Here is a 21,178-nt window from a genome sequence, read left to right on the forward strand (position 1 = left end):
GTAAAGGCAGGATCCGGTGACGGACCCTGCCTTTTTTGTGCCGTCGCGGCGGCATGAAAAAAGAGCTTCGCCCTGCGGCGAAGCTCTTTTTCCTCTCAGCGGCGGGATGTCAATAGACCCACTCGAAATCGTCGACGTAGAGGACGTTTTCCGTACATCCGTTCATGTAGTCGCCGTAGGCGCTCGTCGAACAGGAGATCACCAGCGTGTATTTACCCGTCGGAGCGGCGGCCTCCTTGTCGTAATACAGCAGCGGAATCTCGGCCGGAACCAACGAATTGCCCGCGGTCGTTTTGTTGATGGGAAGTATTCCATAGGCGATGATGTTCCCTGAACCCTCGAGGTTCGTTTGCTCGGCGGGGCTCCACATGCCGCTCGGGGTGATCAGTCCGGATGTCACTTCACGGCGGGCCGACCAGTCCACGATGCAGACGAATATCTGGCTGATGTCCTGTTCCCCGACGGCCAGCGGACCGTTGTATTTGTTTTGGTCGACGGTGCCTACCGTGGCGTGATACAGGACTTTCAGCGCTGAAGGGCGTGCCGTATAGTTGTATTTCTGTCCGAACCCCACCGTGCCGGGACCCGTAAAGCCTTGGAAATTGAATGTCCCGAAGAATAGATTGCCGGAGGCCAGAATCTTCAGCGTTACGCTGGCCGTGAGCTTGGCGCATTGGCTGCCTTGCATTCCCTCGAAGGTCGCTTTTGTACAAAGGCTGGATTTCGCGGTGTTGTTTCCGCTGCCCCAAGTCTCCGTCTCCTTGTTGTTGGTCGTGAAGCAGCTCGGCGAGCCTTCCATGTCGCCGCCCGGAATGATTTGTCCGGAAGGAGCCGCGTATTCCATTGTCTCTGTCTCTTCGCCGCCGACCAGCAGGCGGAATTCGTAGGTGTGACCTGCGAAAAATCCCTTTTTCGGGACCAGCTTGTAGACGGTGAGTTCTTTGGGATTCGTTGCGGTGTCCCATTCGGGGGCGATCGTCGCCGTCAGGATTCCGGCGTCGTAGCCGCTCTCCTGCATCGCCTGCCACTCCATGTCGCCCTTGATGCGGTATTCCAGTGCGGCGCCCGAAGCATACTCCTCGGCGGAAACGAGCGCCGTGATCGTCGCTGTGTTTTTCCACACGTCGGGGTCCCGGAGCGCTATTTTCACGTTGGACGTCTCCACATAAAGCATCCACCGCTCGGTGATGCCGTGGCAGGTGACGTCCACGAAGCGCACCGATTCGAAACTGCTGCCCGAAAGCTCCTCGAGCGTGGGCGAGTAGGTGGTGATGCCGGCGGGGCCGAGTTTGAGTTCCGAGACTTCGATGTGTTTCAGGTCGGTATTGTCAGGTACATAGACCTTGGCGGTGCGGCTTTCTGCGTCGATCTCCGTCGCGCCGATCTGCCCCGTCACGTTGAAGCGCCGCTCGATGGTCTGCGTGGCGCGAATCGTCCAGTCGTAGTCCTGATAGAGCGACAGCGTGGTGTAGATCGGCGAGAGCAGGTTGAACGTGCCGGTCAGCTCCCGCGAGCTGCGCACCTGCTTCAGGATCTCGGCTTTATCCAGCTCGACGCTGTGGATGACGGCATCGTAGGTCACGGCGTCGATCTTCACATTGCGGATATCGGTGGTTTCGTCGAGCGCGAGGGTGACGACCCGCGAGGCGGCGTTGTTCTCCGAAACCGTGAATCCCGGCCCCTCGACGTTGGCGATGCGCAGTTCGATGACGGGATAGGGGATATCGTTGCGGATGCACGACGCTGCGAGGAGCGCGGCGGCCGCGGCGAATGCTGTTTTCAGGTATCTGGTCATAACTTACTTCTTTTTCTTGTCCCACAGGTGTACCGTCATGCCGAAGTTGATGGCTGCGATGTTGAGCCGGAAGCGCATGTTCGAAGCCTCGCGCGAGCCGGTTTTCTTGCCGTTTTCGTCCTTCTGCGTGACGGAGTTGTACTGGATGCCGCCCAGCCCGAACGATACCGTGGCGCAGACGTTGGGGAAGATATAGACGGCAGCTCCCGGATTAAACGACAATTTGAGTTGCGTATTGTCGCTGTGCGTGGTTTTCATCTCGTCGCTCGACGTGTTCTGCTGGTAGGAGAACTTCGAGGTGCCGGTCGCCAGCGAGAGCTCGAACTCGGCGAACAGACCGAAGCGGCCCTTGGGGTCGAGACCCGCATAGGAACGGTGGAAGATGCCGAACGAGTAGTTGTCGCTGTTGATGTCGAGTTTTGGAATTGCGCCCGACAAGTCGTTGCTCTCCCCGAGGTCGTAACGGGCGTTGTCGAGGCTGCCGCCCATGTGACGGTAGCCGAAGCGGACGCCGAGGCAGTGGTTGTCGCTGTAGAAGTAGCCGATGAAGGGTTTTACGGTGGCGATCGAACCGTCGGCGTTGATGCCGTCGATCAATAGCATGATGTCCGTGTCGTCGCTCGACAGCGTGCCGTAGGAGGCCGTCAGGCCCATCATCACCTCGCCCTTGTAGGCGAACTTGAGTTTGTTGATCTCGCGGTCCATGCGCCGGCGCGTGGGCAGGAAACGGGTCTGTTTGCCCGGTTTGGCGGAGATTTCGGAGTTGTCGCTTCCCGGCAGGACATTCTCCGCGGCCGTACCGGTCGCGGCCGGGGTCCGCGGCGTTTCGGCAGCCACCGTGGATGCGATACATGCCGAAAGGAGGAAAAGTATGATTCGTGTCATGTCTGTGCCGTTTTTAGAGGTAGAAGGCCATGCCGAGGCCGATCGAGAAGATGTTGACCTTGAAGTTCATCATGCTCGTGTTGCGCTTGCCCACGGTGACTTGGTTGTGAACCTGCTTGGCGTGGTTGTAGGTGATGCCCATCACGCCGACGTTCACTTCGACGGCCATGTTGTTGGTAGCGAAGGCCACGATGCCCGGCGAGATGCCCAGCGAGAGGGTGTAGCCCGTCTCGTAGGTGCCTTTCACGGGCGAGTCGTTGGCGAAGCGGGCCTGCGTGCCGCCGGCCGAGAGCGACATCTCGTTGAACAGCGCGAAACGCTTGTTGCGCCCCAGCGGAATGTACTGCCGCCAGATCGCCGCCGCCGAATAGGTCTGGCGCAGCGCGTAGTAGTCCTTGGCCACGATGTTCGTGCCTGTCTCCGGATCGCCGAAATGCAGTTCGGCGTTGTCCAGCTTGAGCAGCGTCCGCGAGTAGATGAAGCGGCCTCCGAGGGCCATGTTGTCGCGGACGGCATAGGCGATCAGGGGGCTGATGCGGAACGTGTAGCCTTTCGAGTTGATGCCCTCGACGACCAGAAACTTGTAATTGTCGTTGGTGTGGGTCGAGTAGGAGGCCGTGCCGCCGAAGACCCACTGTCCCTTGGGGACGAACAGGTTGTGGGTGTCGGTGAGCCCGCGTTCGCGGCGCATTTCGTTGATTGTCTTCGGACGCATCTCGGCCGCGTCGGTGTCTCGGGCCGGGACCGTCTCTTGGGCGCGCAGGGCCTGTGCCGCGGCCGAGAGGCACAGCGCGAGGACGAGCGGGCGGATGAATAGTTTGCGCATCGGATTGCGTTTATTGGTTAATAGACCCATTCGAAATCGTCGACGTACATGACGTTCTTGGAACAGCCGTCCATGTAATCGCCGTATGCGCTCGTCGAGCAGGAGATGACCAGCGTGAATTTGCCTGTGGGTGCGGAGGCCTCTTTGTCGTAGAACAGAAGAGGGATCTCGGCGGGAACCAGCGAATTGCCTTCGGTCGATTCCCGGATGGGCAGGATGCCATACGCTATGATGGAACCTGATCCTTCGAGATTAGTTTGGTCAGCAGGGTTCCAGATGCCTGTCGGGGTACTTGTTCCCGATGTGACTTTATGCTGCGCCGACCAGTCGACGATGCAGACGAATATCTGGCTGCAATCCTGTTCGCCGATGGCAAGTGGTCCGCTATGCGTGTTGACATCTATTTGGCCTACTGTCGCGTGATACTTGACCGCTAAGGCCTTGGGACGAGCTGTGTATTCGTATTTCTGTCCGAACCCGACCGTGCCGGGTCCGAATGGCGAGGTGAATTGGAATGTTCCGTAGAACAGGTTGCCTGCGGCGAGCATACCTGCTGTGACGCTTGCGGATAATTTGGCACAGGCGGCACCATCGAATGTGGCCTGATTGCAAAGTTCTTTTTTTAGCGAGTTGTTGCCGCTGCCCCATGTCGTTGTTGTTGTATTGCCTGTCCCGAAGCAGGAGAGGGAACTGTTGTCCATGTTGCCGTCCGGAATACTTTGTCCTTCGGCCGTCGTGAAAGCGGCGGTGGTGTAAGTCGTTCCTCCGTCCAGTACAACACGGGATTCATAGCTTTTGCCGGCGGCTATGCCCGTGCCGGCTTTCGGCGTGTAGACGGTCAGCCCGGCATCGTTCGTCGATTCGGTCCACTCGGGTTTGTAGGTGGCGGTATAATAACCGCTTCCGTCGGTCGTTCCGGCCATGTCCTGCCACGCTTCGCCGTTTTTCAGCCCGAAGATGACCGTCGTGACATCCGGATCGGCCACCATGGCCCGCAGGGTGACGGTGTTGCTCCAGAGATCGTAATCGGAACTTTCGACCGGCAGCATTCCCTGCACGCGGAGTTCCGAGGCGACGGTGGTTCCGGCATCTTTCGAGTCGGTGACGTGGAACGCGGCGGAGTGGCTGCCTGCGGAACATCCTGCGAAGAACGTTTCGGAAAGGGTTACCGTCAGGCTGAGGTCGTTATCCCTGACGGCGGTGATGCCCTCGGGCAGGTCGCCCAGCAGATCGTAGGTCTGTTCGCCGAACCGGAGTTCCGCGGTTTTCAGGGGCGCCATGGCCGCGAGTTTGTAGGTTCTCGTCCATATCTCGCCGGGGATGAAGCCCTGCGGTTGCGAGATGTCGAATCCGTCGCCCTCGACGGTGGGGGAGGGACTGAAGACGATCGTATCGTCCTGCTCGTCGGACGAGGTGTCGACCTTGATGACGACGCACTGGATGGAGCCCGGGCGGTCTTTCGAGAACAGGCAGGTGAAGACATACTTGACCCCGGCCTGAATGTTCTCCTGCCTGCCCTCCATGACGATCTCTCCGCGATCAGCGTGGGTGCCTTCGAAATGCCAGACGAAGGTCGTCACTCCTTCGGGCAGGGTGAAGTAACCCGTGGCGTCGGAGGTGTATTTCAGCGCCGGAACTGTCTCCTGCTCGGCCTTTTCTTCGTCGAAAGTGTCGTCGGCGACGATCCAGAAATGGAAATCCGTGCCGAAGGACTTGGTCACCGAGGCGTCGAATTTCACCTCGGCGGCGGTGTTCTGCCGGGTGCATTTCACTTCGGCCACGGTCGTCTGTCCGGGGTTCACGGTGAAGGTTTCCTCGCCTTTGTAGAACCGCTTGGTGAACGAGGCGGGAACGATCTCCCCGGCCTCGACCGCGATGCGGTATTCCCCGGCGATGAGCTCCAGTTGCTTCACATAGGTCTCGGAGGTGTATTTGCGAATCAGTTCGCTGCGCGAATTGTAGATACGCGCTACCAGATGGTCCTTCGGGTCGTACTCCCCGTCGGCCTCGGCGCGTGTGGTCGAAATATTCATTTCGAGCATGCCCGTGCCCGCTGCGGAATCCCCGTCGGCCGCCTCCCCGGAACAGGAAGCGACAGCGAGTGCCGTGCAGAGCAGCAGGGCGGCGTATGTGATATGCCTTTTCATGGTGTACAGGCTTTATTTGACGTTAGGGCAGGGGATGAACGTAGAGCTGGAGGGTCTCCGTCGTTGTCTGCCCTGCCTTGTCGGTGATCGTGAGTTTGAAGTCGTTGTCACAGTCGTATGCGACCTGCTGCATCAGCGAGACGAACGGCGTGATGGAGATCGTCGGCAGAACGGTCTTGCCCGCAACCTCTTCGTTGACCGGGAAACCGAAACTGTTTAATACTCCGGCGACCTCTTCCGGGGTGCGGTCTCCGGCACCCGGCACGTCGCAAAGGTCGAATACGGCGGGGATGCCTACGCCCAGCAGCTCTTCGGGTGTCAGTTTCGCGGATATGATCTCTACCACAAGCGATTGGATACCCGCTTCGGCCGTGATGTCGATGTCGATCGTTTCCCCGCCGAAGATTTGGTACCGCTGGCTGAGGTCGTGGTCTTTCCATACGACGGTCGGAGCTGCCGTGCCCTTGCTGACCTCGAGGCGAAGCTCCGCCGAGGTCGAGAGACCTTTGGCGTCGGTCATCGTGCAGGCGAAGGTGTGGGTGCCTTCGAATCCGGGGTTGGCGAAGAGCATCGGAATCTGGCCCGCGATGTCGAACTGTTTGGCCGTTGCACCGCGGAGCTTGTCGCCCAGCGGAAGCCCGAAGCCCGAGAGGATCGCATAGGCCGGGCCCTGCGTGGTGGTGCAGAGGTCGAGCGTGTGGGGAATCTGAATCTCCATGAGGGCGTCCATAAAGGCGGAGTTCGTCGACGAGAAGGTCAGCACGAACGATTCGATGCCGTTGGGGGCGGAGAGATTCAGCGCGAAAGGCTCGGTGCAGTTGCCGTCGGCATCGAACATCGAAGCCGTGATTTGGAACGGCTGCGTGAGATCGTGGCCGGGCCATTCGATCACCGGGGCCATGGGGTCGGGACCCTCTTCATAGACCGGTTCCCAGAGGTTCGCCGTGCCGTCGATCGGAATTTCTTCGTCCAGTACGAAATTCTGGACCTTGATGTCGAATTTCATTTCGCCCTTGTCGGCGTAGGTGACCACGAGCGTGATCTTGCGCCATTGTCCGGCCTTGACATTGGGAATCTCCTTGTTGAACTGGAGGGGCGTTTCGGGTGTGTCGGCGAAAGCTCCCGTCAGGTTGAACTGGAGCGTGTTGAGCTCCGCGAGGGAGGTGAAATAGGCCGCGCGCGCTTCACCCTTGGCAAAGACCATCGACTTTTCGCCCAGCGTGACCGTGGAAACCGTCGCGTCGGTGAGCCGGTCCGCGAGGTCTTTCGAGCAGGCGACCGTCACCTTGATGTTGTTCAGCGTGCAGACGATCTCCTCGAGGGGCGTCTCCTTGTCCTTTTCGATTGCGAAATCGCGCGTTGCGAAATAGACGGGATGTTCCCAATCGGCGAGTTCCGAGGACGGCTCCTCCGAGCGGACCTCCAGCGTATAGCTGCCCACCGGGAGTTCCATTTTGCCGTCGGTTTCGTCGGTTTCAGCCCGCAGGTTGGCATAGGTGTCCTTGTAGACCGGGGTGCCTTCGGCGTCGGTGATCTCGACGATGAACTGGTCGACATCGGGTTGGGCCTCTTCGGCGCGCGTCTTGGGCTTGACGGTCTCACCCGCCGTGTCGTCGGGCTGTGTCTCGGTCTGGTCGTCGTAGATGACGCGCATCGTCATGCCGGCCATCGACAGATAACCGTTGCCGTCCGTTGTCGGGGTGGTGCCGGGCTCCTTTTTATAGGCCGGGTCCTCGTTCACGCAGCCTGCCGCGAACAGGATCGCCGTTATGGCTGCCGTCAGGATGATGGAAAAAGTCTTCATATTTCGTAATTTTTATTTGCTTGGGATGGCATCTTCGTTCAGTTCGATGTCTATTGGCCGGATTTCGCCCTCACCCTCGCCGAGGATGATGTGCAGCGAGGCGCTGCCGGCATTCGACGCGTCGAGGGTGAAGATGTGGCAGGTGGCCGCCACGGTGGCGTCGAGCGTCTGGGCGGGGAAGGTGTAGAGCGGACCCTCCTTTTCGCCGTCTTGGCTCTGGCCGCGGGCCGTGCCCTTGAGGGTGAGCGTCGTGCCGACTTTCACCCAGATGCGCTCGGCGTCGCCGCTGCCGTCGGGGCGGAACGTGAATTCGTTGCCCGAACCGGTCGTGACGGTAAATTCCGCATCGTGGTAGAATTTCAGGAAAGCCTCCGTGGCCCGCACGAGGGTCTGCGATTTGGCGATGCGGGCCGTGATCTCGGCGGTGTTGACGCGGCGCGCCACGACGTCGAGGTCGGTCGTGCCGGAGAAATAGGGCTTGCCGGTTCCTTCTGCTTCGGGGTCGCCGTAATCGACGGCGATTTTATAGGGACCTTCGACGAAGACGTTCTCTTCGGCGTCGAACGCCGCGACGCTCTCCCACGAGCGGTCGAAATCGGCGCCCGTGATCCGCAGCGCGAACTCGCTCCCGGCCGGAGCCGTGATTTCGGCACGGGTTCCTTTCGGAGAGGCTTTCGCCTCGGCGTCGATCGAAATGTCAGCTTTGCAGGCGATGCGGATCGTGCCCTGACCCCCCCCCGCGTTTGTTTCGGTTGTTTCGTTACATCCCGTGACTGCTACGGCCGCCGATGCAAGGATGCAGATAAGATGTCTTTTCATGGCGGTTATTCGTTGGTGGCAGCTACGATGGATACTTTGATATTGTCGAGGTAGAGCCACGAATTGGCATTGGCAGCCCATGCACTTCCTGTAGAATTTACCTCCCAAGACAAACGATGCAGATTGGTGCAATTCTCGATAGTGTATGTTTTTTCTTTCGGTATAGAATTGAAACTTGAGTCGAGCGGAAGGTCGTCTAAGACCTTGGCACCACTGATATACCAGTTTTGTTTACTGTCCGATTTGCTGTCTATCTTGCCTTGCGTAGTTGTATATCCGTATGCGGCGATTGGGCTGTAACTATCGTTGCCACCTCGGCCACCGCCATAGTTGAATGATATTTTTACCGTAGGGGCTTTGTCTGGTTTTATGCCATTGAGCGGAGCCGAATCCAAACGTCCGTGGTACCGGGAAACGCCAAAGGCATTTTGCGAACGGCAGCAGACACGAATGGATCCTTCATTTCCTTCACCTTTTTCCTGAACTCCGGTGCGTGCTCCCGTCCAGCCAATGAGTCCGTATTGAGAAAGATCAGAGGCCGTAGTAGTCCCGTCAATCGTAGTCCCGTATTCAGCATTGTCGTGGTCACTATAGCCTGTTATATTATTAAAATCCTCCTCCATCAGATAGGGTACGCTCAGGGTTGTAATTGTTTTCGTTTCACCGGCCATAAAATCCGGAATGGTGAACGAACCGCCGCTGAGCAGGGCGTTCTCCGATTCGTAGCTGACGGCGACGGACTGGCCTGCGAGGTTTTCGGGGAACTCTTCGAAAACGAAGTCGAAGTTACCGGCTGTCTCCACCGGGAACACGCGCACGTTCGAGCCTTCGCCCAGATCGACGCCCTCGGCTGCCGTCAGCGTGAATTTTTCGATCTTTTCACCGAGGCTGATGCTCTCGCCGTTGTTGTCTTTCTCATCGCCGATGTTGGACAGATGGATGCGCAGGGTGGTAGGACCGACGGTCGGAATGTTGAACGCGATTGGGGTGGTGTGGCCTGCGGTGAAATTCTTTCCTGCAAACTCCCGCGGCCGCGATTCGCGGGTGGTTCCCGTGGCAGTGATGGTTACGGACTGCGCTGACGTGAGCTCTACCGGGGCGATGACGGCGAAAACCGTGTCGCCGGGTTTTTTCGGGGTGTCGAACGTGAGCGTCAGGACATTGCTGCCGCTGGTCAGTTGCGGCGCGGCAGTGGGGTCGGTGCCGTTTACCTTCAGAACCCCTGCGACGGGTTCGGGGAAAGTCAGTGTGATTTTCGAAATGTCTTCGCCGAGGTTGTTCGACGGAATGTGGATTTTCAGTACATGGACTTTGTGCTCGAACTGGAGATTCACCGTCTTGCTGTTGTCTCCCTGCTGCAATGCGGACCCCTCGATCGGGTGGGCGACCATGATGTCGTAGTCGCCGTTGAACGTACCGTCCTGCTCGGCGGGAATCCGGTAGAGGGCCTCCTCCAACCTGTTGGCCTCAAAGGGCACGGGCGATACGGCGTAATAAGTATAGGTGTCCTCGGGCATCTCCGGGACGGTGGCCGTGAATTTGGCCGTATTGTACTCCTCATTGTAGTGCCAGAGCTTGAAGACCTGTTGGTCGATCGTTTTCTGACCTTGGGAATCGACGGCCCAGAGTGCGATGCAGTCGTTGTCGGCCCACTGGACCGTTACGCCGTCCTCGCCCAGTTCGGTGCGGGTCTGCGCCTCGGTCCGGATGTCTATCTTCGGGCCCGAGCCTATCGAAACTTCGATGGTACCTGCTGCGGGCTTCGTGTCTGCTTCCGGCATGTCGGAGCAGGACGCGAATGCCAGAGGCAGCGCAAGCAGGGTTGTCCAAAATCGTCGCATAGAATGAAGTCTTTTATTTGCAGTGTGTACAAAAATAGGTACGCGTCAGGGTTTGCGGAAATAAATTCAACGAACGCTTGTTTTTTCATCATGAACAGTGTTTTAAGAGCGGTGGATGGAGCGGGTATATGAAAAAGCCTCCCTGCCGAGGGGCGGGGAGGCTGTGTGTGCGGTTCGGATTTTCCGGCGGGATCAGTAGACCCACTCGAAATCTTCCACATAGAGGACGTTATTCGTACTGCCGGCTACATAGTCGCCTTTGTAGCTCGTGGCGCAGGAGATGACCAGCGAATAGTTTCCGGCGGTCGGGAATGCCGTCTGATCGTACCAGTTGATCGGCAGCGTCAGCGTTTCCCATCCGTTCGACGACTGTTCCAATGTCACGGACCCGTATCCGAGTATCGGACCTTCGCTGACTGATGACTGCTTTTCGGGGTCCCAGAACGTGTTTACATCGAATGCCGCTCCCGATTTCACGGCATGACGTCCTGTCCAGTCGATGACGCAGACGAAGATGCGCGACTTGTCGATGTCGTCGGTGGTCAGGTCGCTTTTGCCTACATTTGTTACTTTGGAGATTGTGGCGTTGTAGCGCAGTTGCAGGGCCCGGGGGCGGGCCGAGAAATCGTATTTGACCCCGAAGCGGGCAAAGCCGAACGTATCAAGGAATCCTGTTCCGCAGTCAAAGGACCCGGTAAAGAGGTTGCCGGCGGCAAAAATGTTAACCTTTACATCGGGTTTCAACTGTGCGCATGTGCCGTTGCTGCCGTCAACCGTGACACCGGTACAGAGCGATTTGGTTTGATTGTTATTGCCGCCGATCCAGAACTCCGTGCCGCTTTCATTCGGGAAGGGAACCGTACCACCTGTGATGAGACTTCCGGTAACTTTATAGGTCGACCAGTGTTCCATACCTGCATTGTAAATCGTATCGCCGGGCGCGGTCGTGAATGAATCCGAACATTCGACCGAACCGTTTACCTTCAACTGGTACTGGTAGGTTTGGCCTGCAAAGATGCCCGTTCCGGGGGCGATTTGGTGCACAACCTCACTCGCTCCATTCTGGCTCTGAATCCACACGGGGGCGATCGTCGCCGTGAGCGTTCCGTCTTCATTGGGCGTGAGCGAGGCCGTCTGCCATGTTTGTTCGCCTGTGGCCCGGTACTCCAGCACGGCCGTCGCCGGATCGGCATTGCCGACCGTCAGCGTCGCCGTATTGGTCCAGAGGTCGGCATCGCTATTGTAGACGACCTCCGGGAGCAGGGGCGCTTCCGGGACCTTGAAGGTCAGCGCTTGTACGGTCTCCTGCCCGGCGAGGTCGGTCACATGGACTTCGAAGACGTGCAGGCTGTTTTCCGCACCGCCTATGAGGATCATCGGCAGAAGCCGGGTGATGTCGAACACCGTGGATTTTTTGTACTGCACCTGCGTCGTGCAGGCCAGTTCGAGCTCGAAGAACGGAAGTTCTCCGACAGCGGTCTGAATGGTTTCGTCGTTGAAGATGTCCATGCCGGTTATGCCGATCTCCTCGTTGAGGAACTCCGAGGTGACTTCGATGCGAAGTCCCGCGATGCCTGCCGGAGCATTGATCGTGATCGCCGCCGGGTAGGTCAGGTTGCTCTCCTCATCCACCGTGATGTCGTGTGTGGCGTCCAGATCCTGTCCCGGCCAGTCGAACGAAGGAGCCCCGGCCGGCCGGAAGGTGATGTCGGCAGCCTCTTTCCGGTAGAGCATGCCGGCCGCGAATTTCCGTTCGGGATCGTCGCGGGTGACGGTGACCGTGCCGATTTGTTTCGCTTCGGTGATGACGTCGAACGTGAGCCGGTCATAGTTGCCGGGCAGGATGTTGAAGTAGGCCTCGAATGCGTCGGCTGCGGGAGCCGTTCCGGAGTCGAAGCCCAGCGCGATGACGTTCGACCGGGCCCCGGCGTTGAGGACGACGTCAGCCCCGAGGGTCGAGATGTCGAAGTCGATGCTTTGGGCCGAGAGCGGCTGTTCGTCGTTCTCCGACGTCAGCAGGATGTGGCGGACCGCGTCGCCGGCGCCCGCTCCGCCCTGCACCGACAGGTTGAGGATCGAGGTGAGGCGGTTGAGGCGGAATCTGATCTTTTCTCCTTCATCGGTTTCGCCTTGTTTGGCATTGCTGAATCCGAGCACCTCGGCCACGAGGGCGTCCGATGCACAGTTGAACTCGCTGCCTTTCTGACTCCGCAGGTTCCCGAAGGGAATGCTGGCCGTGTTTCCGCTGACCGCTGCATGGGGGTAGAAGGCCATGTACTGCCATTCGCCGGTCGCAGCGGGGAGTTCGCCCTCGAAGGAGAACGCGTTGTTGTTGTAGACGAACCGCTTGGGTTCCGAGAATGCCGAGCTTCCGGGTACGGAGTAGAGCACGCCCATGGCGTCTCCCTCTTCCCACGTCCCGGTGAACCGGTCGCCGTCCACGTCGATGTTGGCGCGGGTCTTGTCCTCGTCGACCGCGGCATGGAATCGGACAAGGGTAGTGCCGCCGGTCGTTGCCGGGGCATCGGTTTCGTCGCTGTTGCAGCTTGCGAACAAGGCGACGAGAACGATCGAAATTGCCTGATAAATCGTTTTCATGGTTTGTCGTTTTGTTCGTTATTCGGGATCTTCGTAATTCGTCCAGACGGAACTCATGGGCTCTACGCCGCCGCCGGGATAGGAGTCGGCAAATCCTTTCTCGATCTGCACCTCGATCTGTTCGAGCCGGGGCGCGACATAGCGCGATCTCCCCTCCTCTGTGGTGGATACTCTCTTCATAGTCAAATATTTTAAGCGTCGGAAGCAAAAATAGGGCAGGAGAGTTCCAGATGAAAATAAATTCAACGAACCGGCGGATGTTCCCCATGAACAGGCCGATTTAAAAAATAGCGTCGGGGCTGAAATGATCCGGCAAAGAGCGGAAATGTATATTGAAAAGGCCGTCCGGATTTCCGGACGGCCTGTCTGAATGCGGCGTGGCCTGTTATTTCACATATTTGTCGAGCCAGCCGAAGAATTCGCGGTTCCAGACCAGCGAGTTCTGGGGTTTGAAGACCTGATGCGCCTCGTTCTCGAACTCCACGAGCCGCGCCGGGATGCCCCGCACACGGGCTGCCGTGAAGGCTTCGAGCGACTGCGTATAGGGGATGCGGAAATCCTTTTCGCCGGTGAAGATCAGGATCGGGGTGTCCCATTTCGTGACGAACTTGTGCGGCGAATTGGCATAGGAACGCTGCGCCGTGGCGTTGTTCGTATCCCAGTAGGGGCCTCCGTAATCGTTGTTGACGAAGAACAGTTCTTCGGTCTCGCCGTACATCGAGTCGAAGTCGAAGATGCCGCAGTGGGAGATGAAGGCCTTGAAACGCTTCTCGTGGCATCCGGCGAGGAAGTAGACCGAATAGCCGCCGTAGGATGCGCCCACGCAACCCATGCGGTCGCGGTCGGCCCACGGCTCTTTGGCTACGTCGTCGATGGCCGAGAGGTAGTCGCGGATGTTCTGCCCCGAATAGTCGCCCGAGATCTGGTCGAGCCACTCCTGCCCGAACGAGGGCAGGCCGCGGCGGTTGGGAGCGACGACGATATATCCTTGCGCGGCCATCAGTTGAAGGTTCCAGCGGTAGCTCCAGAACTGCGAGACGACGCTCTGCGGACCGCCCTGACAGTAGAGCAGCACGGGGTATTTCTTCGCGGCGTCGAAGTCGGGCGGCAGGACGACCCATGTGAGCATCTGCTTGCCGTCGGTGGTCTTCACCCAGCGTTTCTGCACCTCGCCCATTTCAATATGGTCGTAAACGTGCTTGTTGACGGCCGACACCTGCGTCAGCGTGCCGTCCGCGGGGTTCACGTCGAAGAACTCCGTGGCCATCGAGATCGTACACATCTCGGCGGCGATCCGGCCCGAAGCCATCGTGAAGGCGTTGATGTCGTGGTCGCCGCGGGTGACGACCTCCACCTCGCCGACCGACGGCGAGACGCGGCAGATCTGGTGCGTGGCCTCGATCGGGGCGATGAAGTAGATCATGTCGTTGCCACTCCATACGACGTTCATGGCGTTGTAGTCGAAATCTTCGGTCAGGTCCTGCATCTCTCCCGACGCGCAGTCGTAGAGGAACAGGCGGGACTTGTCCGATTCGTTGCCCGGACGGCGCTGCGAGAGGAAGGCGATTTTCGAATCGTCGGGCGACCAGACGGGGTATTTGTCGTAGCCGACCATGACCGCCGCATCGTTGACAGGGTCGCCGGTATTGACGTTGACAGGCTTGCAGATGTTCTGCGTCACGCCGCTTTCGAGCACATAGACGAAGATGTCCGAATCGGTCGACACGGCGTATTCGGTCCCCGTCAGCGGTTTGCAGGTGTAGGCCAGCATCGTTCCGGCGTTGTTCCATGCGATCTCGGCCATGTCGAAGTAGGGGGCCAGCGGAGCGTCCCATTGTGCGTCGGGCATGATGTCCGTGCCGCCCGTCACGAGCCCCTTGCCCAGCTCGCCGACGAAGATATGGCGGTATTCACCCTCGTCCCAGTAGTCCCAGTGGCGGGCCATCAGGTCGTCGTAGATGCGGGCCTTCGATTTGTCCATGTCCTTGTAGATGTCCGACGAGCGGCGGTCGGCCGTCTGCACGGCCTGCACCCACCAGATATGCTTCCCGTCGGGGGCGACGCCGAAGCCCTCCACGTCGGGAATGCCCTCGCCGTCACCGCTGCCCGTGATCTGCGTAGCGTCGCCGCCCGAGGCGTTCATCCGCCACACCTGCATCGAACCGCTACGGTCCGAGAGGAAATAAATCTGCTGCCCGTCGGCGCTCCATTTCGGCGAGACGTTGTTCGACGTGAAGTCCGTCAGGCATGTTACGGCCTTTGAATCGAGGTCTTCGACCCGGATCGTCGTCACGCCGCGGTTTTCGGCCATGTTGTAGTCGGTCTGCTGGTAGAGGAGTTTCGTACCGTCGGGCGAGAGCGACGACCCGCCCGCGCGGCTCATCTTCCACATCACCTCGGGAGTGAGACGCCCGGCGGCGATCTCCCCGGCCGTCAGCGCATTGTCGATCTTCAGGGGCTCCGGACGCTTTTCGCATCCGCCCAGTCCCACAGCTGCAATAGCCATCATCAGGATAAGTTTTTTCATTTTCATTGAGGTTCCCTTATTTATTCGTAATTTTGTCGTCAAATCTTTTCGAACATGAACCGTACCGTCTATTTCGCCGACAAGGCCGTGCTATTCACGGCCGAAACCCCCGGAGGGGCGTGGTACGCCGTTGCAGCGGATGCTGACGGCGGCGTATCACGGGACAAGATACTGAATTTTCTCGAATCGCACAATAGCGTGGCCGTCGTGGCGGCCGATCCCGACGCGGCGTTCGCCGCTTTCGCGGCGGAGTTCACGCCCGTCGAAGCGGCGGGCGGCGTGGTGGTAAACGGCTGCGGGGAGTGGCTGATGATTCACCGCAACGGTCGCTGGGACCTGCCGAAAGGACATCTGGAATGCGGCGAGCGCATCGAGGAGTGCGCCGCGCGGGAGGTTTGCGAGGAGACCGGCGTGGCGGCCGAAGTCGTGCGCCCGCTGTGCGAGACGCTGCACGCCTATTATTTCCCGAAAACCGCGCGCTGGGAGTTGAAGCGCACCCGCTGGTATGAACTCTACACCCCGGCCTGCGCCGTTCTGAAGCCCCAGACCGAGGAGGGAATCGACGCCGTGGCGTGGTGCTCCCCGGACGAGGCCGCGGCGCGTGCCGCCGAATGCTATCCGACCGTCCGGACGGTGCTTGCCCGTCTGAAAGACGGGATTTAGGGGGCGGCCGACGCTTACGGCGCTGTCCTCCCGGTTTTGCGCCTGCGTGCAGAGACAACGATAAGAAACGCCCCGGAAACTCGATGTCGGTTTCCGGGGCGTTTTCCGTTGCGGAATGTGCTTAGCGCTTGTCGTTTTTCCAGACGTAGGCCGGGATACGGTGGCTGCGCTTGCCGATGGGCACGCCCAGTCCGAGCGTGACGTTCATCGTGCTCTGCTTGATGGGTATCCACTGCGGCGTGTGCTTGCTCACCAGCATGTCGGTGGCGATGAAGAAGTTGATCCAGCTCGGACAGAGGTTCAGCGCCAGTCCCACGGCTCCGCCGCGGTTGTCGATCACCGAGTAGCTGCCCGTGAGGGTAAACCAGCGCACGGGGTGGAAGTTGACCGATCCGGTGATGTTGTGCAGGGTCTTGTACTCCCAGAAGCGGGCCGTGTAGAGCAGGCCGATGCCGACCTTGTGACGCCATACCTCGTACTCGAGTCCGGCGTTGATCGATGCGCGCAGCATTTTCGCCGCACTCTTGCCGTCGGCTTGGTTGAATTTCAGCATCTCGAAGTCGAAATCCGGAGCGGGGTCCGAACCGTCGTCCGGCACCGTCACGCCCGTGAACTCCGTCTCCTGCGTCGAGGTTCCCGAGATGGAATTCTTCTTGCTCCAACTGATGAAGCCCAGATCGTTCACGGCCAGCGACGCCTGCAGGTTGGGCAGGATGTCGTATGTGGCGCCCAGATCGACGGCGAAGCCGTAACCGGCAGGCTTGGTGGGTTTGAAGTCGATGTCGCCTATCTCGAAGATGTCGCTGCCGGCGGGCATGTCGATCTCGGCCCCGGCGGCCGTGACGTCGATCGTACCTTGGGTGGTAACGGCCCAGCGGTCGTGCTGGAGCGATACGTCGAAGCGGTCGTAGGTCATCTTCGCCCGGGCGAGCCCGGCGAGGAATTTACCCCGCACGCCGACGTAGAGGCGGTCGTTCATCAGCGGGAACGAGTAGCTGAACGCGGCTTCGAGGTAGGAGTCCATCGAGGTGCCGAAATTCCGGATCTGCCCCTCTTTGCCGAGTTTGATGAACTCGAAGAGCGAGTAGGGCAGGTTGGCGTCCTCGTTGACCCGCACGTTGAGGTCGAACGACCAGAAATTCTTGTGGTTCTTGGTGAAGGCGCCGAATCCGATGACATTCATGCGGAAATCGAGTCCCAGCAGGTTGTTGGTCTTGAGGTTCTCCAGCGCCTGATCGGCGGATACGGAGCTGTCGAGCAGCGTCACCAGCTTGCCGTTGCGGGGATAGAGGACGTTGTCGAGGGCGATGTTGCCGGCCATGTTGACCTGCAGGCCGCCGACGACGGGGATGTTGACATAGCCGCGCAGCGGTGCGAAGGCGGGGTTGAACTGCGATCGGAAAGTCGAACCCTCCATGAAATAGGCCGAAGGATTCTGCGCAGCGGCGCCGGTCGCAAGGAGCGCCGCCGCGATGAGGGTATATAGTTTTTTCATGCGATGGTGCTGTTTAGATGTCGAGTTTCAGACCTCCGTTCTTGATGAGATACAGTTTGATTTCTATCTGCGGTTTCTCTTTGCCCTCGGGAGTGGTGCCCGTTTCGAAACCTTTGCCCGGATAATATTTCTCGAGCGTCACCGGAATAGTGATCGCGGCATTGTTGAGCAACTGCCGCAGACTCTCGGCGTAAAGCCGGGTATCCTCGGAGTCCTTGATCTCGTTGGTCTCCTTCGTGGCGTCCACCCCGACATCGAATTTCAGGATTGTCGTGGCTGGGGAACCGTCCTCGGGTACGGACTTCAGTTCCGGTTCGAGGGACAGCGATATGGGCAGCTTGCTGAAAATCTCTCCGGCGAGGTAGAGCGAATTTTTGGAACTGCCGGACCCTTCGGGATCGAGGTTGTCGGCGAGCATGTCCACCACATCGTCGCTGATGTCTACGCGGCCGATGTTGTAGTCAATCGGCTCCACGCTCAGGTCCTCCGTCAGATAGCCGCTGAACTGCGATTTTACCTCTGCAAGCACGCGCTGATCGGTGATGCGGACAGCCTGTCTGAACGCCTCCTTGAATACCTCTTCGTATTGCTCGTCTGCCGATACTTCGAGGGCGTCGGCGAGATCCTCGCGGTAATCGGTCCAGATCATGTCGGTTACTTCGTCGAGCTTGGCCGCACTCGATTTCATTTCGGCGATCAGGGCGTCGAAAATCTCGTCGGTGTAGGAACTCAGGGTGAGTTGGGTGAGATTGACATAATCGGCGTTCCCGGGCAGTTGCGAAGGGAGCCATTTGTCGGCTTTCCCGCAAAGTTCTTGGATGTTGGCATCGCCGTTGACGATGTCTTCCAGAGTGACGAGCACTCTGGCCAGCGGGATCTCGAATTTCGACTCGTCGCCGCCGATGGTGACGTTGTCGGTGTCGATGTTCTCGAGATCGTAGTCCTTGTCGATGCACGCGGTGAAGAGTGCGCCGGTCAGGAGTAATAGAAAAAGTTTTCTCATAGGCTTTGGATATGTTGAAAATGATGGTGATGCAAAGATAGACGGTTCCGACGAATAAAACAAAAAATCGGACTTAATTTAATATTGTTGCGATCTTTCCGTGGTCAGAAACGTCCGGTTCCGTTTTTGCCGGAAAATTGCTACATTTGCCGAACGTATGGGTGAAAGCGAGAATAATAGCCTCCGGGAGCAGGTCGCCCTGCTGCCGCTGTCGCCGGGCGTCTACCAGTTTCTGGACCGCTCGGGGACGATTATCTATGTGGGCAAGGCCAAGAGCCTGCGCAAGCGGGTGTCGTCCTATTTCGTGCAGTCGAAGGAGCACAGCGCCAAGGTGCGTGTACTGGTGAAGCAGATCGCCGCGATCCGCCACATCGTCGTGGGCAGCGAGACGGACGCCCTGCTGTTGGAAAATTCGCTGATAAAAACCCTCCAGCCCCGCTACAACATCCTTTTGAAGGACGACAAGACCTATCCGTGGATCGTGGTCCGTCGGGAGCATTTTCCCCGCGTGCAGTCCACGCGCCAGTTGACGCGCGACGGTTCGCAGTATTTCGGGCCCTACGGCTCGGTGATGATGCAGCACAGCGTCCTCGACTTCATCCGCGAGGTGGTGCCGCTGCGCACCTGCAAACTCAACCTCGCTCCGGAGCTGATCGCCAAAGGCAAATATACGGTCTGCCTGCAATACCACCTCGGCAACTGCAAGGGACCCTGCATCGGGCAGCAGTCCGAAGAGGAGTACGGCCGGTTATTGGAGATGGTCGTTTCGGTGCTCAAAGGCGACCTGCGGCCCGTGCGGCAGTACCTCGAGGGGGAGATGGCGCGGGCGGCCGCGGAGCTGAAATTCGAACTGGCCCAGCGCTACAAGCAGCGGCTCGACGCACTCGACAACTATGCGGGCAAGTCGGTCATAGTCAGTGCGAAGATCGTCGACGTAGACGTCTTCTCGCTGCTGCCGGACGACGACGTGGCCTACTGCAATTTCGTGCGTATCCGCCACGGCTCGATCGTGGGCGTCTCGACGGTGAAGCTCTCGACGGGCGTCGGGGGCGACGAGCGCGACATGCTGACGCTGGCGATCCAGCACATCGTCGAGCATATCGCCGGGGGCGAACTGGCCCGCGAGGTGATCGTGCCGTTCCTGCCCTCGACGACCCTGCTGTTCGACGGCGTGACCTTCACGGTGCCGAAGCGGGGCGAGAAATTCGAGCTGCTGGAATTTTCGCAGAAGAGCGCCCGCATCTACCGCGCCGAGCAGTTGAAAAACCTCGAAATAAAGAATCCCGAACGCTATACCGACCGGCTGATGAATGCCCTGCAGAAAGAGCTGCGTTTGGACCGCCAGCCGCGGCATATCGAGTGTTTCGACAACTCCAACCTGCAGGGGGCCCATCCCGTAGCCTCGTGCGTGGTGTTCCGCGACGGGAAACCCTCGCGCAAGGAGTACCGCCATTTCAACATCAAGACCGTGGAGGGGCCCGACGACTACGCCTCGATGCGCGAGGTGGTCTTCCGGCGTTATACGCGCCTGATGGCCGAGGGAGCCGCACTGCCCGATCTGGTCATCGCCGACGGCGGAAAAGGGCAGATGGGGGTGATCCACGAGGTGCTGGAGCATCTCGGGCTGGACATACCCATCGCCGGACTGGCCAAGGACGACCGCCACCGCACCGCCGAACTGCTCTGCGGTTTCCCGCCGGTGCTGGTCGGCATCCGTCCCACGTCGCCGCTTTTCCATTTTCTGTCGCAAATTCAGGAGGAGGTGCACCGCTTCGCCATCACGTTCCACCGCCAGAAGCGCAGCAAGGCGTTTATTCACAGCGAGCTGGAGCAGATCGAAGGGGTCGGCGACAAGACCGTTCAGACCCTGCTGCGCCATTTCCGCACGGTGGAGAAGGTTCGTGCGGCCAATATCGAGGAACTTTCGGCGCTGGTCGGGGCCGCGAAAGCGAAAAAAATCAGGGCCTTTTTCGAAAAGTAGGGCAATTTTTTGAAAAGTTGCGAAAATCGCGTATCTTTGTCCGTCCGATTCGCCGCGCAAGCGGATATTGGCCCGGATGGCGGAATCGGTAGACGCGTTGGTCTCAAACACCAATGACAGCAATGTCGTGCCGGTTCGACCCCGGCTCCGGGTACCAGTAAAAAGCGCTGATAATCAATAGATTGTCAGCGCTTTTTTGTTGGTGGTCATCCGGCCGGTTCCATCGCCTTGCGGACCCGTTCCGCCTCCTGCCAGCCCCGCTCGGTCGCGGAGCCGCGCACCACGGTGAAGAGCACGCGCAGGGTGACTTCGCGGTATCGGCTTCCGGCCGTGACGTTCTGCCAGAAGAGCTGTTCGAGCAGTTCGAAATAGGCTTCGCCGAGCAGGTAGCCCTGCTCGACCCCTTGCAGGAAGATCGCCTGCTGCTGTTCCTGCAGTTTCTGCCGTTCGAGTTCGATGGCGTCGACCACGGCGGGGTAATAGGGGGCGTCCTCGGAGAACATCCAACTGATCTCTCCGAAGGCGTCGCAGGCCGCGACGGCCGTGCGGATCAGCGCCTCGACGGGATTCGCCGCTGAAGCCTCTACGGATTTCAGCGTCTTGTCGAGCTGTTGCAGGCCGTATTCGACGCTCTGTTCGGCCAGTTCCCGCTTGTCGCCGACGGCGGCATGCAGGTCGTGCCGGGTGACGCCGATCTTCTCGGCGATCTTGTTGAGGTTCAGGTCCCGGATCCCTTCGCGCAGGAAGAGTTCGTAGGCGGCTTTCAGCATTTCTTCTCGGTTCATAGTCGTATG

15 protein-coding genes and 1 tRNA gene are annotated in these 21,178 nt (G+C 59.2%); 3 read left to right on the plus strand and 13 right to left on the minus strand.

Annotation, left to right across the window (positions count from 1 at the left end; all coding sequences use genetic code 11):
• Window positions 1-109: 109 nt before the first annotated feature.
• The 10 genes from BN5935_RS07960 to BN5935_RS08000 all read right to left on the minus strand — a co-directional run bounded on the left by BN5935_RS07960 (window position 110) and on the right by BN5935_RS08000 (window position 15,248).
• A complete protein-coding gene (locus BN5935_RS07960) occupies window positions 110-1,795 on the minus strand; it encodes a PCMD domain-containing protein (protein WP_064975633.1) in 1,686 nt (561 codons plus the stop codon).
• Between the two features lie 3 nt (window positions 1,796-1,798).
• Window positions 1,799-2,680: a hypothetical protein gene (locus BN5935_RS07965; RefSeq protein ID WP_064975634.1), complete on the minus strand. Its 882-nt coding sequence runs from the start codon at window positions 2,678-2,680 to the stop codon at window positions 1,799-1,801.
• Between the two features lie 13 nt (window positions 2,681-2,693).
• Window positions 2,694-3,506, minus strand: coding sequence for a hypothetical protein (locus BN5935_RS07970; protein WP_064975635.1), 813 nt, complete (start codon window positions 3,504-3,506; stop codon window positions 2,694-2,696).
• A gap of 17 nt (window positions 3,507-3,523) precedes the next feature.
• Entirely contained in the window at window positions 3,524-5,653 is a 2,130-nt protein-coding gene (locus tag BN5935_RS07975) for a DUF4493 domain-containing protein (protein ID WP_064975636.1), read from the minus strand.
• A 22-nt stretch (window positions 5,654-5,675) separates the two neighbouring features.
• The gene (locus tag BN5935_RS07980; RefSeq protein WP_064975637.1) at window positions 5,676-7,457 is read right to left on the minus strand and encodes a DUF4493 domain-containing protein; all 1,782 of its coding nucleotides are present in this window, start codon (window positions 7,455-7,457) and stop codon (window positions 5,676-5,678) included.
• A 12-nt stretch (window positions 7,458-7,469) separates the two neighbouring features.
• On the minus strand, window positions 7,470-8,276 hold the full coding sequence (locus BN5935_RS07985; protein ID WP_064975638.1) for a DUF4493 domain-containing protein: 807 nt from the start codon (window positions 8,274-8,276) through the stop codon (window positions 7,470-7,472).
• 5 nt (window positions 8,277-8,281) lie between these two features.
• Entirely contained in the window at window positions 8,282-10,117 is a 1,836-nt protein-coding gene (locus BN5935_RS07990; protein ID WP_064975639.1) for a fimbrillin family protein, read from the minus strand.
• A 192-nt stretch (window positions 10,118-10,309) separates the two neighbouring features.
• On the minus strand, window positions 10,310-12,715 hold the full coding sequence (locus BN5935_RS07995; protein ID WP_064975640.1) for a PCMD domain-containing protein: 2,406 nt from the start codon (window positions 12,713-12,715) through the stop codon (window positions 10,310-10,312).
• Between the two features lie 18 nt (window positions 12,716-12,733).
• Window positions 12,734-12,895: a hypothetical protein gene (locus BN5935_RS15400; protein ID WP_204244898.1), complete on the minus strand. Its 162-nt coding sequence runs from the start codon at window positions 12,893-12,895 to the stop codon at window positions 12,734-12,736.
• Window positions 12,896-13,100: 205 nt separating this feature from the next.
• Window positions 13,101-15,248 carry a dipeptidyl-peptidase Dpp5 gene (locus BN5935_RS08000; protein WP_064975641.1) on the minus strand — a complete coding sequence of 716 codons (2,148 nt, stop codon included), beginning with the start codon at window positions 15,246-15,248 and terminating at the stop codon, window positions 13,101-13,103.
• 48 nt (window positions 15,249-15,296) lie between these two features.
• On the opposite strand from BN5935_RS08000, the gene BN5935_RS08005 reads away from it, so the two are divergent.
• On the plus strand, window positions 15,297-15,905 hold the full coding sequence (locus BN5935_RS08005; RefSeq protein ID WP_064975642.1) for an NUDIX hydrolase: 609 nt from the start codon (window positions 15,297-15,299) through the stop codon (window positions 15,903-15,905).
• Window positions 15,906-16,026: 121 nt separating this feature from the next.
• Here the strand turns inward: BN5935_RS08005 and BN5935_RS08010 are convergent, their stop codons facing one another.
• Window positions 16,027-17,400: a DUF5723 family protein gene (locus tag BN5935_RS08010; protein WP_064975643.1), complete on the minus strand. Its 1,374-nt coding sequence runs from the start codon at window positions 17,398-17,400 to the stop codon at window positions 16,027-16,029.
• Between the two features lie 13 nt (window positions 17,401-17,413).
• The gene (locus BN5935_RS08015; RefSeq protein WP_064975644.1) at window positions 17,414-18,403 is read right to left on the minus strand and encodes a hypothetical protein; all 990 of its coding nucleotides are present in this window, start codon (window positions 18,401-18,403) and stop codon (window positions 17,414-17,416) included.
• Between the two features lie 157 nt (window positions 18,404-18,560).
• On the opposite strand from BN5935_RS08015, the gene uvrC reads away from it, so the two are divergent.
• Both uvrC and BN5935_RS08025 read left to right on the plus strand, forming a co-directional pair.
• Window positions 18,561-20,384, plus strand: a complete 1,824-nt coding sequence (gene uvrC, locus BN5935_RS08020; protein WP_064975645.1) for an excinuclease ABC subunit UvrC — start codon at window positions 18,561-18,563, stop codon at window positions 20,382-20,384.
• A gap of 70 nt (window positions 20,385-20,454) precedes the next feature.
• Window positions 20,455-20,541 (plus strand) — tRNA-Leu (locus BN5935_RS08025).
• Window positions 20,542-20,590: 49 nt separating this feature from the next.
• On the opposite strand, the gene BN5935_RS08030 is transcribed toward BN5935_RS08025, so the two are convergent.
• Window positions 20,591-21,169, minus strand: a complete 579-nt coding sequence (locus BN5935_RS08030) for a TetR/AcrR family transcriptional regulator (RefSeq protein ID WP_064975646.1) — start codon at window positions 21,167-21,169, stop codon at window positions 20,591-20,593.
• Window positions 21,170-21,178 lie beyond the last annotated feature (9 nt).

Origin of the sequence: Alistipes provencensis (genome assembly GCF_900083545.1) — a bacterium.
Classification (GTDB): domain Bacteria; phylum Bacteroidota; class Bacteroidia; order Bacteroidales; family Rikenellaceae; genus Alistipes; species Alistipes provencensis.